At 62.4% G+C, this 15,069-nt stretch carries 13 protein-coding genes; 6 read left to right on the forward strand and 7 right to left on the reverse strand.

Translation table 11 applies throughout. The annotated features are described in order from the left end of the window. The first annotated feature begins 7 nt into the window (after positions 1–7). The 4 genes from coaBC to ACR3EK_RS00680 are packed head-to-tail and all read left to right on the forward strand — an operon-like array spanning position 8 to position 4,820. Positions 8–1,204 carry a bifunctional phosphopantothenoylcysteine decarboxylase/phosphopantothenate--cysteine ligase CoaBC gene (gene coaBC / locus ACR3EK_RS00665; protein WP_170342599.1) on the forward strand — a complete coding sequence of 399 codons (1,197 nt, stop codon included), beginning with the start codon at positions 8–10 and terminating at the stop codon, positions 1,202–1,204. A 39-nt stretch (positions 1,205–1,243) separates the two neighbouring features. Continuing rightward, a complete protein-coding gene (gene dut / locus ACR3EK_RS00670; protein ID WP_480633996.1) occupies positions 1,244–1,699 on the forward strand; it encodes a dUTP diphosphatase in 456 nt (151 codons plus the stop codon). After that, positions 1,699–2,745, forward strand: a complete 1,047-nt coding sequence (locus ACR3EK_RS00675; protein WP_170438457.1) for a HesA/MoeB/ThiF family protein — start codon at positions 1,699–1,701, stop codon at positions 2,743–2,745. The genes dut and ACR3EK_RS00675 overlap by 1 nt, the downstream gene beginning before the upstream one ends. A gap of 59 nt (positions 2,746–2,804) precedes the next feature. Next, on the forward strand, positions 2,805–4,820 hold the full coding sequence (locus ACR3EK_RS00680) for a M3 family metallopeptidase (RefSeq protein WP_480632428.1): 2,016 nt from the start codon (positions 2,805–2,807) through the stop codon (positions 4,818–4,820). A gap of 47 nt (positions 4,821–4,867) precedes the next feature. Here ACR3EK_RS00680 and ACR3EK_RS00685 read toward each other — a convergent pair whose 3' ends face one another. From ACR3EK_RS00685 to ACR3EK_RS00710, 6 genes are all read right to left on the reverse strand, one after another. Then, positions 4,868–5,800, reverse strand: a complete 933-nt coding sequence (locus ACR3EK_RS00685) for a 2-hydroxyacid dehydrogenase (protein WP_480632429.1) — start codon at positions 5,798–5,800, stop codon at positions 4,868–4,870. Positions 5,801–5,815: 15 nt separating this feature from the next. Further along, positions 5,816–6,955, reverse strand: a complete 1,140-nt coding sequence (gene rodA / locus ACR3EK_RS00690; protein ID WP_170372184.1) for a rod shape-determining protein RodA — start codon at positions 6,953–6,955, stop codon at positions 5,816–5,818. Continuing rightward, a complete protein-coding gene (gene mrdA / locus ACR3EK_RS00695) occupies positions 6,952–8,898 on the reverse strand; it encodes a penicillin-binding protein 2 (RefSeq protein ID WP_170360207.1) in 1,947 nt (648 codons plus the stop codon). Before mrdA ends, rodA begins: the two co-directional genes overlap by 4 nt. After that, positions 8,895–9,431, reverse strand: coding sequence for a rod shape-determining protein MreD (locus tag ACR3EK_RS00700; protein ID WP_480632430.1), 537 nt, complete (start codon positions 9,429–9,431; stop codon positions 8,895–8,897). The genes mrdA and ACR3EK_RS00700 overlap by 4 nt, the downstream gene beginning before the upstream one ends. Then, the gene (gene mreC / locus ACR3EK_RS00705; RefSeq protein WP_093963424.1) at positions 9,424–10,326 is read right to left on the reverse strand and encodes a rod shape-determining protein MreC; all 903 of its coding nucleotides are present in this window, start codon (positions 10,324–10,326) and stop codon (positions 9,424–9,426) included. The genes ACR3EK_RS00700 and mreC overlap by 8 nt, the downstream gene beginning before the upstream one ends. Before the next feature lie 61 nt (positions 10,327–10,387). Continuing rightward, positions 10,388–11,434, reverse strand: a complete 1,047-nt coding sequence (locus ACR3EK_RS00710; protein ID WP_093963423.1) for a rod shape-determining protein — start codon at positions 11,432–11,434, stop codon at positions 10,388–10,390. A gap of 156 nt (positions 11,435–11,590) precedes the next feature. Here ACR3EK_RS00710 and ACR3EK_RS00715 point away from each other — a divergent pair, with 156 nt between their 5' ends. Then, positions 11,591–12,376 carry a 23S rRNA (adenine(2030)-N(6))-methyltransferase RlmJ gene (locus ACR3EK_RS00715; protein WP_480632431.1) on the forward strand — a complete coding sequence of 262 codons (786 nt, stop codon included), beginning with the start codon at positions 11,591–11,593 and terminating at the stop codon, positions 12,374–12,376. Positions 12,377–12,544: 168 nt separating this feature from the next. On the opposite strand, the gene ACR3EK_RS00720 is transcribed toward ACR3EK_RS00715, so the two are convergent. Continuing rightward, entirely contained in the window at positions 12,545–14,116 is a 1,572-nt protein-coding gene (locus tag ACR3EK_RS00720; RefSeq protein ID WP_480632432.1) for a 2-isopropylmalate synthase, read from the reverse strand. Positions 14,117–14,403: 287 nt separating this feature from the next. On the opposite strand from ACR3EK_RS00720, the gene ACR3EK_RS00725 reads away from it, so the two are divergent. Beyond that, positions 14,404–15,069 (forward strand): SDR family NAD(P)-dependent oxidoreductase, encoded by a 666-nt coding sequence (locus tag ACR3EK_RS00725; RefSeq protein ID WP_480632433.1) that lies wholly within the window; start codon positions 14,404–14,406, stop codon positions 15,067–15,069.

Here is a 15,069-nt window from a genome sequence, read left to right on the forward strand (position 1 = left end):
GCTGAACATGCTGGCATCCAAACGGATCCTCCTGATCCTTGGCGGTGGGATCGCGGCCTACAAATCGCTGGATCTGATCCGAAGGTTGAAGGAGCGCGGGGCGGCGGTGACCCCGGTCCTGACCCGCGCTGCCGAGGAATTCGTGACCCCCTTGTCCGTGTCTGCACTTGCCGGTGAAAAAGCTTATCGTGATCTGTTCGACCTGACGGACGAGGCCGAGATGGGACATATCCAGCTGTCACGTTCGGCTGATCTGATCGTCGTGGCCCCGGCGACTGCGGATTTGATGGGAAAGATGGCCGGGGGTCTGGCCAATGATCTGGCATCGACCCTGTTGATGGCCACGGATACCCCTGTTTTATGTGCGCCGGCGATGAACGTGCGGATGTGGAACCATCCGGCAACTCGCCGGAACCACAAGCAGTTGATCGCGGACGGCGTCCGGTTTGTCGGACCCAATGACGGTGACATGGCTTGTGGCGAGTTCGGCCCCGGCCGCATGTCAGAACCTCTCGAAATCGTGGCGGCGGTCGAGTCTGCCTTGTCGGATGGCCCACTGAAGGGTAAGCGGATTCTCGTGACGTCGGGGCCGACGCATGAGCCGATTGATCCGGTTCGGTACATCGCAAACCGATCCTCGGGGGCGCAGGGGACGGCGATTGCCAACGCTTTGGCGGCCCTGGGGGCCGAAGTCGTTTTCGTAACCGGCCCCGCGGATGTGCCACCACCCCAGGGCGTCCAGGTTGTGCAGGTTGAGACTGCGCAACAAATGTCGGATGCGGTGGACGCGGCTCTGCCGGTGGATGCGGGCGTGTTTGCCGCAGCCGTGGCCGATTGGCGGGTAGACGGGGCATCAGACCGCAAGTTGAAGAAAAGCCGCGACGGAATGCCTGCACTGCAATTTGCCGAAAACCCGGACATCCTCAAACGGATTTCGCATCTGGAGACCGGCCGACCTAGCTTGGTCGTGGGTTTCGCCGCCGAGACGGATGATGTGATCGCCCACGCAACCGCCAAGCGGGCGCGCAAAGGGTGCGATTGGATTCTGGCCAATGATGTCAGTCCGGTGACCGGCATCATGGGTGGGGCCGAAAATGCGGTCGTGCTGATATCGGATGCGGGTGCCGAGGAGTGGCCGCGCATGGGCAAGGACGCAGTGGCCGTACGGCTGGCGGAAAAGATCGCGGCCGCGCTGGCGCTGTGATGCGGTTGTTTGACAGAAGATGAAGGTTGGGATGCGCTGATGGTGGCAATCCGGGTGATCCGAGAAGACGGGGCCGATCCGGCCATTGCATTGCCGTCCTATGAAACGGCCGGGGCAGCCGGCGCGGATGTGCGGGCCAACCTGCCTGATCGAGGATCGATCACCCTTCAATCCGGTGAGCGCGCCTTGGTTCCGACCGGCCTGCGGGTAGAGATTCCGGATGGATATGAGATCCAGGTGCGTCCGCGCTCGGGACTTGCGTTGAAACACGGGATCACGCTGCCGAACGCACCGGGCACGATCGACAGCGACTATCGCGGTCCCTTGGGGGTGATCGTGCTGAATGCGGGTCAGGAAGCCTTTGAAATCGGACATGGCGACAGAATTGCGCAGCTTGTCGTGGCCCCGGTGATCCAGGCGCGGTTCGAGATGGCGGACAGCCTGCAGGAATCGCAGCGCGGTTCCGGTGGGTTCGGATCCACGGGGCGCGCCTGATGGTTCTGGTACTGGCACTGGCAGCGGGGCTGTGGGGGCTTGGCTACCTCGCTGGTGCCTCGCGTACTGCCCGTTGGGTGTCGGTTTTGGTGTTGCTGGCAGGTGTGGTTCTGTCTCATCTGGTTTTGCCCGACGGGAACCCACTGCGCGAGGCCACAGGCGGCTCGGCCGCGATGTGGCTGATCCTGGGTGGTTTCGTTCTGCTGGCCATGGGTTATGGCGCTGTGGTGAAAGCCCTGAGGCGCCGGGCCAATCCACCGTCGGATATTCGACCGCACAGCCCATCTGACCAGTTCAGCGAAGCCGAACTGGAGCGCTATGCCCGTCACATCGTCCTGCGCGAGCTTGGTGGACCCGGGCAGAAACGGATGAAGACCGCTCGTGTATTGGTGATCGGGGCAGGTGGATTGGGCGCACCGGCGCTGCAGTACCTTGCCGCCGCCGGCGTGGGCACGATTGGCGTCATTGATGATGACGTCGTCGAGAATGCCAATCTGCAGCGGCAGGTCATCCATCGGGATGCAGACATCGGAATGCCCAAAGTCTTTTCTGCGCAGCAAGCAATGGAGGCGCAGAACCCCAATGTCATCGTTCGCCCCTATCACCGCCGCCTGACGGACGACATCGCGGCCGACCTGTTCGCGGATTATGACCTTATCCTCGACGGCACCGACAATTTCGAAACCCGGTATCTGACCAACCGCACCGCGGTGGCTTTGGGCAAGCCCCTGATCTCAGGCGCGCTGTCCCAATGGGAAGGCCAACTGAGCGTGTTTGACCCCGCCAACAACGCTCCCTGCTACCAATGCATTTTTCCCGAAGCGCCTGCGCCGGGTCTGGCGCCCTCCTGCGCCGAGGCCGGGGTGGTCGGGCCACTGCCGGGCGTGGTGGGGGCGATGATGGCGGTCGAGGCGGTCAAGGTAGTCACGGGTGCAGGTCAGGCCTTGCGTGGCGAGATGCTGATCTATGACGCGCTTTATGGCGAAAGCCGCAAGATCACCCTGTCCCGGCGGGACGATTGCCCGGTTTGCGGTCAACCCGTTTGATCGCGGCCACTGGACGATCTTGCCCGGCATTCCTAGCTTGACGCTTGAAGGAGACCCCAATGACCAATCCGATCCTGTCCGACTGGACGATCCCGTTCGAAATCGCGCCCTTTGCCGAAATCTCGGATGACGATTTTGCCCCGGCACTGGAAGCTGCTCTGCAGGCCCATGCCGACGAGATCGACACCATCGCGACGAATACTCAGCCCGCGAGTTTTGCCAACACGATCGAAGCGCTGGAAGCGGCGGGCGAGGCCTTGAACAAGGTTCTGTCGGTGTTCTTCACGGTCGCTGGCGCAGACAGCAACCCGGAGCGCGAGGCGTTGCAACGGGAGTTTTCGCCCAAGCTTGCAGCGCATTTCGCCGCAATTTCCTCGAACAAGGCGCTGTTCCAGCGTGTGGACGACCTTTGGGCGAAACGAGATACGCTGGATCTGACCGAGGAACAGGATCGGGTTTTGATGCTCACCCATCGCGGGTTCGTCCGCTCGGGTGCGGCGCTGCACGGGGCGGAAGATGCCCGGATGCAGGAGATCAAGGCGCGTCTGGCGTCATTGGGCACCGCGTTCACGCAAAACCTGCTGGCGGACGAGCGTGGCTGGTTCATGGAGCTGACTGAAGATGACCTGGCGGGACTGCCGGGTTTCGTGGTTGATGCGGCACACGCGGCCGGTCGGGAAAAAGGGGCCAAGGGGCCGGTTGTCACGCTGTCGCGGTCTCTGATCGTGCCGTTCCTGCAGTTCTCGCCACGTCGTGACCTGCGGGAAAAGGCTTACCGTGCCTGGGCGTCACGCGGGGCAAACGGAGGCGAGACCGACAACCGAGCGATTGCCGCCGAAATCCTTCAGCTACGCGAGGAACGGGCCAAACTGCTGGGCTATGACAGCTTTGCGGCCTTCAAGCTCGAGACCGAGATGGCCCGAACCCCCGAACGGGTGCGCGACTTGCTGATGCAGGTCTGGGCACCCGCCAAGGCCCGGGCCGAGGCCGACGCGGAGATCCTGACGCGGATGATGCAGGAGGACGGCGCCAACGGTCCGCTCGAACCTTGGGACTGGCGGTACTATGCCGCAAAACGGCGCAAGGCCGAGCATAATCTGGATGAGGCAGAACTCAAACCCTACCTGCAGCTGGAGCGCATGATCGAGGCTGCCTTTACCTGCGCCAACCGCTTGTTCGGGTTGGAGTTCGCGCCGTTGGACGTGCCGCTGTACCATCCGGATTGCCGAGCCTGGGAGGTGACCCGGCGTGGCAAACACGTTGCCGTATTCATCGGAGACTATTTTGCGCGTGGATCGAAACGGTCGGGTGCGTGGTGCAGCGCGATGCGGGCGCAGGCCAAGTTTCCCAAGGTCCAGACGCCAATCGTCATCAATGTTTGCAACTTCGCCAAGGGCGATCCGGCGCTGCTGTCATATGACGACGCACGGACCCTGTTTCATGAATTCGGGCACGCACTGCACCAGATGCTGTCGGATGTGACCTATGACAGCATCTCGGGGACCAGCGTTGCCCGGGATTTCGTGGAGCTGCCCAGCCAACTGTATGAGCATTGGCTGGAAGTGCCGGAGGTTTTGGCCGAGTTTGCAACTCATGCCGAAACCGGAGCTCCGATGCCACCGCAACTGCTGGACAGAGTTCTGGGTGCCGCCAATTTCGATCAGGGTTTTCAGACGGTCGAATATGTCGCCTCGGCGCTGGTCGACCTGGCCTTTCACGACGGTCCGGCCCCGGCGGAACCCATGGCGAAGCAGGCTGAGGTTCTGGCCGAGATCGGGATGCCGCTTGCCATCGGTATGCGCCACGCGACGCCGCATTTCGCTCATGTATTTGCGGGTGATGGCTACAGCTCGGGTTACTACAGCTACATGTGGTCCGAAGTGATGGATGCCGACGCATTTGCTGCCTTCGAAGAGGCAGGAGGCGCGTTTGATCCCGAGCGGGCGCAGGCTCTGGAGGACAACATTCTGTCCAAAGGAGGCTCTAAGGAGGCCGAAGATCTCTATCTGGCGTTCCGGGGCCGGTTGCCGGGTGTCGAAGCCCTGCTGAAAGGTCGGGGACTGGTGAACGCGTAGCGGTCGAATTGCGCTTGGCAAGACGGGGGCGGCAGCCCCCGATGGCCTTAGTACCCGAGTGCGCGGTCGACGAGATGCAGCAGCGGTCGTCCGGATTCGCTGCGTTGTATGTTTTCGCTAATCACCTGCGCAGCCGTTTCGGGCCGGGTTTCCGACGCGATATGCGGCGTGACGGTCACATATGGATGCGCCCAGTACGGATGATCGGGGGGCAGCGGCTCGGTGCGGAACACATCCAGCGTGGCATGCCCCACTTGGCCGGTGTTCAGCGCCAGCAGCAGCGCTTCGTCGTCAATCAGCGGGCCTCGGCCGGGGTTCAGAATGCGCGCACCTTTTGGCAGAAGTGCCAGAGTGTCCGCGTTCAGAGTGTTTTCCGTGGCTGCGGTTTCAGGCAGCAGAAGGACGAGTATCTCAGCCCGGCTCAGGGCGACGCGCAGCCCGTCCGGTCCGTGCAGGCACGTGACACCAGATACGTCCTTGGCCGATCGGCTCCACCCTGTCACGTTGAAGTTCAACGCCGCCAGCGCCTGTGCCGCAGCCTGCCCCAGGGCGCCAAGTCCCAGAACGCAGACCGATCGCTGTGTGGCAAGCGGAGGCGGATCCGGGGCCCAAACCCCATCCTGGACCGTGATGTGTCGATCCATGCCCAGATGGTAGCGCAGAACGTGTCCAACGACCCATTCGGTCATGCCCTGGGTGAGACCGTGATCGACCATCCGGGCCAGCGGCACGGTCAGCGTGTCGTTCGAGGCTATCTTCTCGACACCGGCCCATAGGCTGAGCACGGCCTTCGCGCGCGTGTAGGGCGTGAAATCAAGTAGCCCTCCATTGGGTGCATAGACAATGTAATCCACCTGATCGGGCGGCAGGTCGGTGGCGATAGTGGCTTTGATCCCGGCATCGGCCAGCCCGGTTCTCAGCAAGGGCTCGTAAACCGGCCAAAGTGCCGGGCGGGCGGAAAACAGGACGTTCACGGACATGGTCGGCCTTTCGGATCAACGAGGACGGTGAATATGCGCGCTCTGCACGATGCCGAAGGCGGCCATCAGAACCAACATGGCCGAGCCCCCATAGCTGACCATCGGCAACGGGACACCGACCACCGGCGCCAGCCCCATGACCATCGACATGTTGACGGCGAAGAACAGAAAGAAGTTCAGCGAAATGCCCAGTGTCACCAACGATGAGTACCTGTCCTTGGTCGACAGCGCGGTGACGAGGCAGAAGATCAGGATCAGTCCGTAAAGCAGCAATAAGGTTGTACCCCCGACAAAGCCGAACTCTTCGGCCAGTGTCGTGAAGATGAAGTCGGTATGCTTTTCGGGCAGGAAGTTCAGGCGTGACTGGGTGCCTTGCATGAAGCCTCGACCGTTCCAGCCGCCGGAGCCCAGGGCAATCTTGGACTGGGTGATGTGATACCCCGCGCCCAACGGATCGGTCGAGGGGTCAAGGAATGTGTCGATGCGCCGGAATTGATAATCCTTGAGCAACTGCCAATCGGTGCCACGGCTTTTGAACACCGTTGAAACCAAGCCGACACCCGCCGCGATGACCGCTGCGAAATAGGCCCAATGCACGCCCGCCAGAAACATCAGGCCTCCTCCGGCCGCCAACAGCAGGATTGCAGTTCCCAGGTCAGGCTGACGCAGCACCATGAAGGTCGGGATCAGGATCAGGACAACCGGGATCAAGACCCAAACCGGGCGCGAGGTTTTGTAGGAGGGAAGCCAATCGTAGTAGGCCGCCAGCAACATGACCAAAGTCACCTTTGCCAGTTCGGAGGGCTGCAGGCGCATGAACCCCAGGTCGATCCAGCGTTGCGCACCCATGCCGATGGTGCCGAACAGTTCGACGAACAGCAGAAGCCCCAAAGATACAAGATAGGCGACGACGGACATGTTGCGCCAGAACCAGATCGGAACCAATGCGACGATGAACATGACTGTCAGGCCCAGGCCAAACCGTTCCATCTGTGGTTCCGCCCACGGCGACCACGAGCCGCCGGCCACCGAATACAGCATCAGAAAACCGGCACTTGCGACGCTGATCAGCAAAAGCGTCAGCGGCCAGTTCATGTACAGAACCTTGCGGATCCCCGTCGGCGTGGTCTTGACCGCATATTCAAGATAGCTCATGCGCGGTCCTTTTCGTCAGGGCGCGCTTTCGGGCGGCGATCACCTTCCAGACGTTTCTGCTGTTCCTTGATGCGGTCGCGGTCGGCCACGGGATATGCTTCCAGCGGCGGGGTGCCGTTGTACAGAGCCTGCAGCATCACGTCCCGGGCCACGGGGGCTGCAGCCTTCGAACCGCCGCCGCCATGTTCGACAACGACGGCCACCGCATATTTCGGATTGTCGTAAGGGGCAAAGCTGACATACAGCGCGTGGTCCCGCCGTTCCCAGGGCAGGTCTTCGTTGCGGATGACCCCGGCGGCCCGTTCGGCCTTGGTGATGTTGCGCACCTGGCTGGTGCCGGTCTTGCCGGCCATGCGGAATTCGTCTGCGATGATCCGGCTGCGATAAGCGGTGCCGCGACGGTCGTTCGAGACCTTGTACATCGCGTTGCGCACCTGTTCCAAGTTGGCCGGATTGACGTCCAGCGGCTCGCCCGCGCCCGTAGGCTGTTCGACCCCGTCGACACTGCGGATCAGACGCGGTGTCACCGATCGGCCGGTCGCGATGCGTGCAGTCATGACGGCCAGCTGCATCGGCGAGGCCAACATGAAGCCCTGCCCAATCGAGGCATTTGCCGTGTCGCCGACCAGCCAGTCCTGTCCGTGGGTGGTCTGTTTCCATTCCTGGTTCGGCGCAAGGCCAGCCGCCACGGCGGACATCGGCAGGTCGTGTTTGATGCCGAGGCCGAATTTGCGCGCCATGTCCGAAATCTTGTCGATCCCGACCCGCAGGGCGACGTCGTAATAGTAGACGTCGCAACTGCGCTTCAACGAGGTCTCCAGATCGACCATCCCGTGTCCGCCGCGCTTCCAGCAGTGGAATCGACGGCTGCCCACCTTCAGGTAGCCGGGACAATAGACGGTGTTGCCCGGACCGACGACGCCGGCCTCGAGCGCGGCCAGCGCGGTGATCATCTTGAAGGTCGAACCGGGCGGGTAGGTGCCCTGAACCGTCTTGTTGGCCAGCGGGCGGTGGTTGTCCTGGGTCAGAGCCTGGTAATCCGCGACCGATATCCCTCGCACGAACAGATTGGGGTCGAAGCTGGGGGTCGAGCTGATGGCCCGCAGATCGCCCGTCTCACAGTCGATCACGACCACGGCGGCGCTTTCTCCGGCCAGCCGGGCCTGTGCGTATTCCTGCAGGTCGGCGTCGATGGTCAATTGCAGGTCGGCGCCGGGCTGGCCCTCGCGGCGGTCAAGTTCCCGCATAACCCGGCCGGTCGCGTTGACCTCGACGCGCTTGGCGCCCGCCTTGCCGCGCAGCAGGTCTTCCTTCTTGGCCTCAAGCCCGACCTTGCCGATCTGAAAGCGCGGGATCATCAGAACCGGCTCGGGGTCTTCCATCTTGCTCAGGTCATAGTCGCTGACAGGTCCGACATACCCGACCACATGGGCGAAATCCTCGTAGCGGGGATATTGGCGGGTCAGTCCGACTTCGGGCGTGACGCCGGGAAGGGCGGGGGCATTGATCGCCACCTTCGAGATATCTTCCCAGGTGACCTGGTCGGCCAGCGTAACCGGCAGAAACGGCGCTGTACGTTTCATCTCGGCTTTGGCCCGCTCGATCTCGTCTTCGTTCAGCGGAATCAGTTGTGACAGTTTGGCAATGACCTTGTCGACGTCGCCCGCATCCTCGCGCACGATCACGATGCGGTAGGACGGCGCATTCTGCCCGATGATCTGACCATTGCGGTCATAAATGCGCCCTCGGGTTGGCGGAATGAGCCGGATGTTGATGCGGTTTTCTTCGGCCAACAGGCGATATTGGTCGGCCTGATCGACCTGCATGTAACGCATGCGGGCCGCCAGGCCGCCGACGAATGCGAATTGCATGCCACCCAGCACCAGCGCGCGCCGGGTCAGCCTTTTGTATGCGGCACCTTGTGTTTTGGGTGTGCGTTTCATGAGCGTGTTCCCACAGTGGCAACATCTACCGCAGATGGCCTGCGGACGCCAAATATGGTTTGGCTGAATGCAACGACAAGCGGGTAGGCGAGGACCGTGAAGACCACTTGGACAAATACCGGGCCAATGCTGGCCTGACTGACGGACAGCAGCGCCAGAACTGTCCGGTTGAAGGCAAAGATTGCCGCGATGACGACGCCCACCGTCGTCCACTCGCCCACGAATCCGACGTCGCGCATTCCGGGGCTCGCCGATCGCAGATAGGCAGAACCGATTACGACGGATGCCGCCAGCAGTCCCGGCGGCCGTTGCAGCAACAGGTCGGCCATCAGCATGACCGCAGCTATGCTGAGTGTCGGTACATATTCCGGCCGCCTGAGGACCCATGCAAAGGTCAGGCAGATCAGGAAGTCAGGAAAGGGCAGACGACCCGGTTGCGTGTTCAGAGGCAACAGGTGAAAGAACATCACCGTCAGAGCGAGGAAAAGGTACAGGCCCCGCATCAGCCATAGACGTGACGCGGCGCTATCCATCGGCGGCCTCCTCGGTCGGGAGAAGAGCCTCGGGGCGCGGAGGTCCGACGATGCCGCCCGGGTCTCGGATCGGGGCGGCCGAGTGGTAGCGCAGGACGCGCAGGAATTCCAAACGCTCGAAATCCGCGGACAGTCGGACGCGCAGACGCCCCCCCGGATCTGCGGCGATCTGGCCGATCAGAAGGCCCGCAGGAAATACGCCGCCGTCGCCTGAGGTCACCACACGGTCGCCGGGTCGCACCAGTTCACGGCTTTCAAGAAACTCGACGGCTGGGGCAGGGGTATTGTCACCGGTAATCAGCGCGGTCTGGCCCGAGGGCTGGATCGTGGCGGGAATCGCGCTCGAGGCGTCGGTCAACAGGATGACCCGCGCGGTATCCGGGCCAACGCCAGAAATCCGGCCCACCAGCCCGATGCCGTCCATTGCGGCCCAGCCGTCGACGATCCCGTCACGCTCGCCGACGTTCAGCAAGACAGATTGCCGAAATGGCGAGCCGCTGTCGGCCATGACGACCCCGGTAATATAAGTCAGACGCGGATCCAGTCGAACGTTGTTCAGGTCCAGAAGCCGCGCGTTTTCCTGCTCCAGCTGCAGGGCCGCCTCTTTCCAGGCGCGCATGCGGCGCAGTTCACTGCGCAGTTCCTGGTTCTGCTCGCTCAGCCTTTGGTAGCTTTGGAAATCCCGTACGAGGTTAATCGCGGCCGTGACCGGAACCATCGCCCATTCCATCGAGGGCACAACGGCATCCACCACTTGGGCCCGGAACCTTTCGACCCGCGGGCTGTCGATGCGCCAAATCAGGAATATGCCCAGCAGGCACAGAACAACGATCCCCATGAACAAGCGGCGCAAGGGGGTGGTGTAGTCGTCGCGCTGTGCTCGGTCTTTTGCCACAGGACTCCTTCCCGTGCTGCTCGTGCCCGATCTTGAACCCTCAGATCAGAGGGTGCGCGCCTTAGCTTTCGTAGTCAATCGCGTGGCGCAGCTGTTTTTCGTATTCCAGTGCCTTGCCGGTGCCCAAAGCCACACAATTCAGGCTTTCGTCGGCAATCGACACGGCCAATCCGGTCTGTTCGCGCAGGGCCAGGTCCAGATCACCCAGCAGCGCGCCGCCACCGGTCAGCATCACGCCCCGGTCCACGATGTCCGCGGCCAGATCCGGCGGGGTGGTTTCCAGCGCGGTCATCACCGCCTCGCAGATCTGCTGGACGGGTTCCGACAGCGCCTCGGCCACCTGGGCCTGGCTGATCTCGATTTCTTTGGGAACACCGTTCAGAAGGTCGCGCCCGCGGATGTGCATCGACTGCCCGCGCCCGTCATCGGGCATCCGGGCGGTGCCGATGGTGGTCTTGATCCGCTCGGCGGTGGATTCGCCCACCAGCAGGTTCTGCTGACGACGCAGGTACGAGATGATCGCCTCGTCCATGCGGTCGCCCCCCACGCGGACCGAGCGAGCATAGACGATGTCTCCCAGCGACAGGACAGCCACTTCGGTGGTTCCGCCGCCGATATCCACGACCATGTTGCCGGTGGGATCGGTGATCGGCATCCCGGCTCCGATGGCGGCGGCAATCGGCTCGGCGATCAGACCCGCGCGCCGCGCGCCTGCTGACAGAACCGATTGACGGATTGCGCGCTTTTCAACCGGCGTTGCCCCATGGGGAACGCAGACGATGATCTTGGGCTTCGAGAAGGTCGAACGCTTGTGCACCTTGCGGATGAAGTGCTTGATCATCTCCTCCGCGGTGTCGAAATCGGCGATCACCCCTTCGCGCATGGGGCGGATGGCCTCGATCGAGCCGGGGGTGCGGCCCAGCATCAGCTTGGCGTCCTCGCCCACGGCCAGAACCTTCTTGACCCCATCCTTGACATGGTAGGCAACAACCGAGGGTTCCGACAGGATCACGCCACGCCCCTTGACGTAGACCAGCGTGTTGGCCGTCCCGAGGTCGATGGCCATATCCGCTGTGAACAGGCCGCCCAAACTGTCAAAGATCCCCATATTCCCCTGATCCTGTCTGTCAGATGTTTTCTACTGCCCGCGACTCGACGGTTCCGGGACGGATGACTTATAGGGTGCCATGACGCCCGGTTAAAGGCCTGATTCCGCGTAAATCAGCACCTTTCCGCCTCTTTGACAGGGACTTTAGAAGGCAACATGCTCTCATATCAACACATTTACCACGCAGGAAATCTGGCGGACGTGCAAAAGCACGCTTTGTTGGCATGGATGCTGGACTACATGACCCGCAAGGACAAGCCGATCAGCTATCTAGAGACCCATTCGGGGCGTGGTCTGTACCACCTCGATGCGGCCGAGGCCGTGCAGACCGGAGAGGCGGCGGCAGGGATCGGGCGCGCGCTGAGCAACGGGTGGTTTGCCGACGATCACCCGCTGGCACGCGCGTTGCACGCGGTCCAGGCGCAGTTTGGCGAAACGGCCTATCCCGGATCGCCGATGATTGCGGCAAGCCTGCTGCGACCGCAGGACAGTCTGCATTTCGCCGAGCTTCATCCGCAGGAATACGCGGCGCTGAACAAGGCTCTGTCTGGGCGCGGTGCCAAGACCTACAGACAGGACGGGCTCGAGCTGGCTCAGTCGGTTCTGCCGCCGACACCTCGGCGCGGGGTGATGCTGATTGACCCCAGCTACGAGGTAAAGGCGGACTATGGCCGCCTGCCGGGGTTGATCGCCAAGTTGCACCGCAAGTGGAACGTGGGTCTCATTGCCCTTTGGTACCCGATCCTGACCGATGATCGGCACGTGCCAATGGTGTCGGCACTGAAGAGCCTGGATCTTCCCAAAACGTTCGTGCACGAAGTTCGGTTTCCGCCTGCGCGGAAGGGGCACCGGATGATCGGTTCGGGTATGTTCGTGGTCAACGCACCCTTCGGGATCGAAGACGAGGCGGCGCGTCTTTCCGACCTGTTCGCAAAGATCTGACAGCGCTTCAGGGGCGAAGGTCTCCCGCCCCGTCTGACAGCATCAAAGATGCCGCCAAACGTGTTGGGCCCGGCACCGCGCCTTGGCGCGGTGCCGGGCCCAAGTCCGTCAGGCTGCGCGGCGAAGCCGGGCTGCCGCGGGCGCGGGAGCCCTGCCTGCCATGTCTGATCAGGTCAGATCCTTGTAGCTGATCTCGCGCGTATCCGCGCCCGGGCCGGCCTTTTCGCGGCGCATGATCAGACGGTTCAGCGCGCTGATATAGGCCTTGGCCGACGCCACCACGGTATCCGTGTTCGCGGATTGGCCCGTGGCGATCATGCCGTCTTCCTCCAAACGGACGGAAACAGTGGCCTGTGCGTCGGTGCCCTCGGTGACGGCATGCACCTGGTAGAGCTGCAGATGCGCCTTGTTCGGGTAGATGGTCCGGATCGCCTTGAAGGTCGCGTCGACCGGTCCGTCGCCGTGCTCGGTGGCGATGACATCCTTGCCGTCGACCTCCAGTTCGACCGTCGCTTCGGCCTGACCGCCGGTGCCGCAGGTGACTTTCATCGAGACCAGCTGCAGGTGGTCGTTGGCCTCGTCATCTGCACTCATCAGCGCGATCAGGTCGTCGTCGAACACCTCTTTCTTGCGGTCGGCCAGATCCTTGAACCGCACGAAGATGTCCTTGAGCTGGTTGTCCCCGATCTCATAGCCGAGTGTCTCCAGCTTGTCGCGCAGCGCGGCCCGGCCGGAATGCTTGCCCAACGGAAGCGAGGTGCCCGAAAGGCCGATATCCTCGGGGCGCATGATCTCGAAATTCTCGCGGTTCTTCAGCATGCCATCCTGATGGATGCCGCTTTCATGTGCGAAGGCGTTCTTGCCGACGATAGCCTTGTTGAACTGCACCGGAAAGCCCGAAACCGTCGCCACCCGACGCGAGATGTGCATGATCTTGGTGGTGTCGATGCCCGTCTTCCACGGCATGATGTCGTTGCGGGTGCGCAGGGCCATCACGACCTCTTCCAGCGCGGTATTGCCCGCGCGTTCGCCCAGGCCGTTGATCGTGCATTCGATCTGCCGGGCCCCGCCTGCAACGGCGGCCAGAGAGTTGGCGGTCGCCATTCCAAGGTCGTTGTGGCAATGGGTGGCGAAAACCACTTCGTCCGCGCCCGGAACGGTTTCGATCAGACGTTTGATCAGGTCCGCGCTTTCAATCGGCGCGGTGTAGCCTACCGTATCGGGAATGTTGATCGTGGTCGCGCCGGCCTTGATCGCAATCTCGATCACGCGGCACAGGTAATCCCATTCGGTCCGGGTCGCATCCATCGGCGACCATTGCACGTCTTCGCAAAGATTGCGGGCGTGGCTGACGGTCTCGTGGATCTTTTCGGCCATCTCGTCCTGGGTCAGGTTCGGAATGGCGCGGTGCAGCGGCGAGGTGCCGATGAAGGTGTGGATCCGGTTCTTTTCGGCGTGTTTCACCGCCTCCCAGCAGCGGTCGATATCGGCGAAATTCGCACGGGCCAGGCCGCAGATGCGGGCGTTCTTGGACCGCTGCGCGATTTCCGAAACGGCCTTGAAATCACCCTCGGAGGCGATCGGAAAGCCGGCCTCGATGATGTCGACGCCCATGTCATCCAGAAGCTCGGCGATTTCCAGCTTTTCGTCATGGGTCATGGTGGCGCCGGGGCTTTGTTCGCCGTCGCGCAAAGTGGTGTCAAAGATCAAGACGCGGTCTTGGTCGGTCACGTTGGTCATGGGAGTCACTTTCTTGTCTGTCCTAAAGCCATTGGCGCGCAGGCGTCCTCCTCTGAGCGGGCGCGCCGGATGGCACGCTCAGAGGCGGATTAGGATCAGTAGGCCACGCAGAGCAGCGCCGGCGAAAGCGGCGAAAGCAAAAGAGATATCTGCGCGGTTGATCATGGGTCCGAGGTTATACACCCCGAACCGGGAATGAAAAGAAGGAAAATGCGCGGCCGTCCGATTTCGCGAAAGGAACGGAAACGGGGATTGATTGCGTCGGCAACTCCGCTAGCTGGAGGGCGATGAGAAATGCTTTGGTTATAGGTGCGAGTGGCGGGATCGGCCGAGCCGTCTGCAATGAACTGCTGTCGCGGTCGGTTCGTGTGGTCGGTCTGTCGAGGTCGGAAAATGGGCTGGATCTGATGCAGCCGGAACTGGCCGATGAGATGCTGGGCCGGATCGAGGGGCCGTTCGACCTTGTTCTGGTCGCGTCCGGCGCGCTCGAGATCGACGGGGCGGAACCGGAAAAGACTATTCGGGCGGTCTCGGCCAAGGCCATGATGGACCAGTTCGCCCTGAACGCGGTTGGGCCGGCGCTGGTGCTGAAGCATGCGCATAGCCTGTTGCCGCGCAACGGGCGGTCGGTTTTCGCCGTGCTGTCTGCGCGTGTGGGTTCGATCGGGGACAACCGTCTGGGCGGTTGGGTCAGCTATCGCGCGGCCAAGGCGGCGGTGAACCAGATCGTGCATACGGCCGCTATCGAACTGGCCCGAACCCACAAGGATGCGATCTGCGTCGTCCTGCACCCCGGAACGGTCAAGACCCCGTTCACGCAGAAATACCTAGGCCGCCATCCCGCGGTCGAGCCGAGTGACGCCGCCCAAAACCTTCTGCGGGTTGTGGATGGTCTGACGGCTGATCAGACCGGCCAGTTTTTCGACTGGGCCGGCCAACCGGTTCCCTGGTAG

Source organism: Ruegeria sp. BC8 (assembly GCF_056535705.1).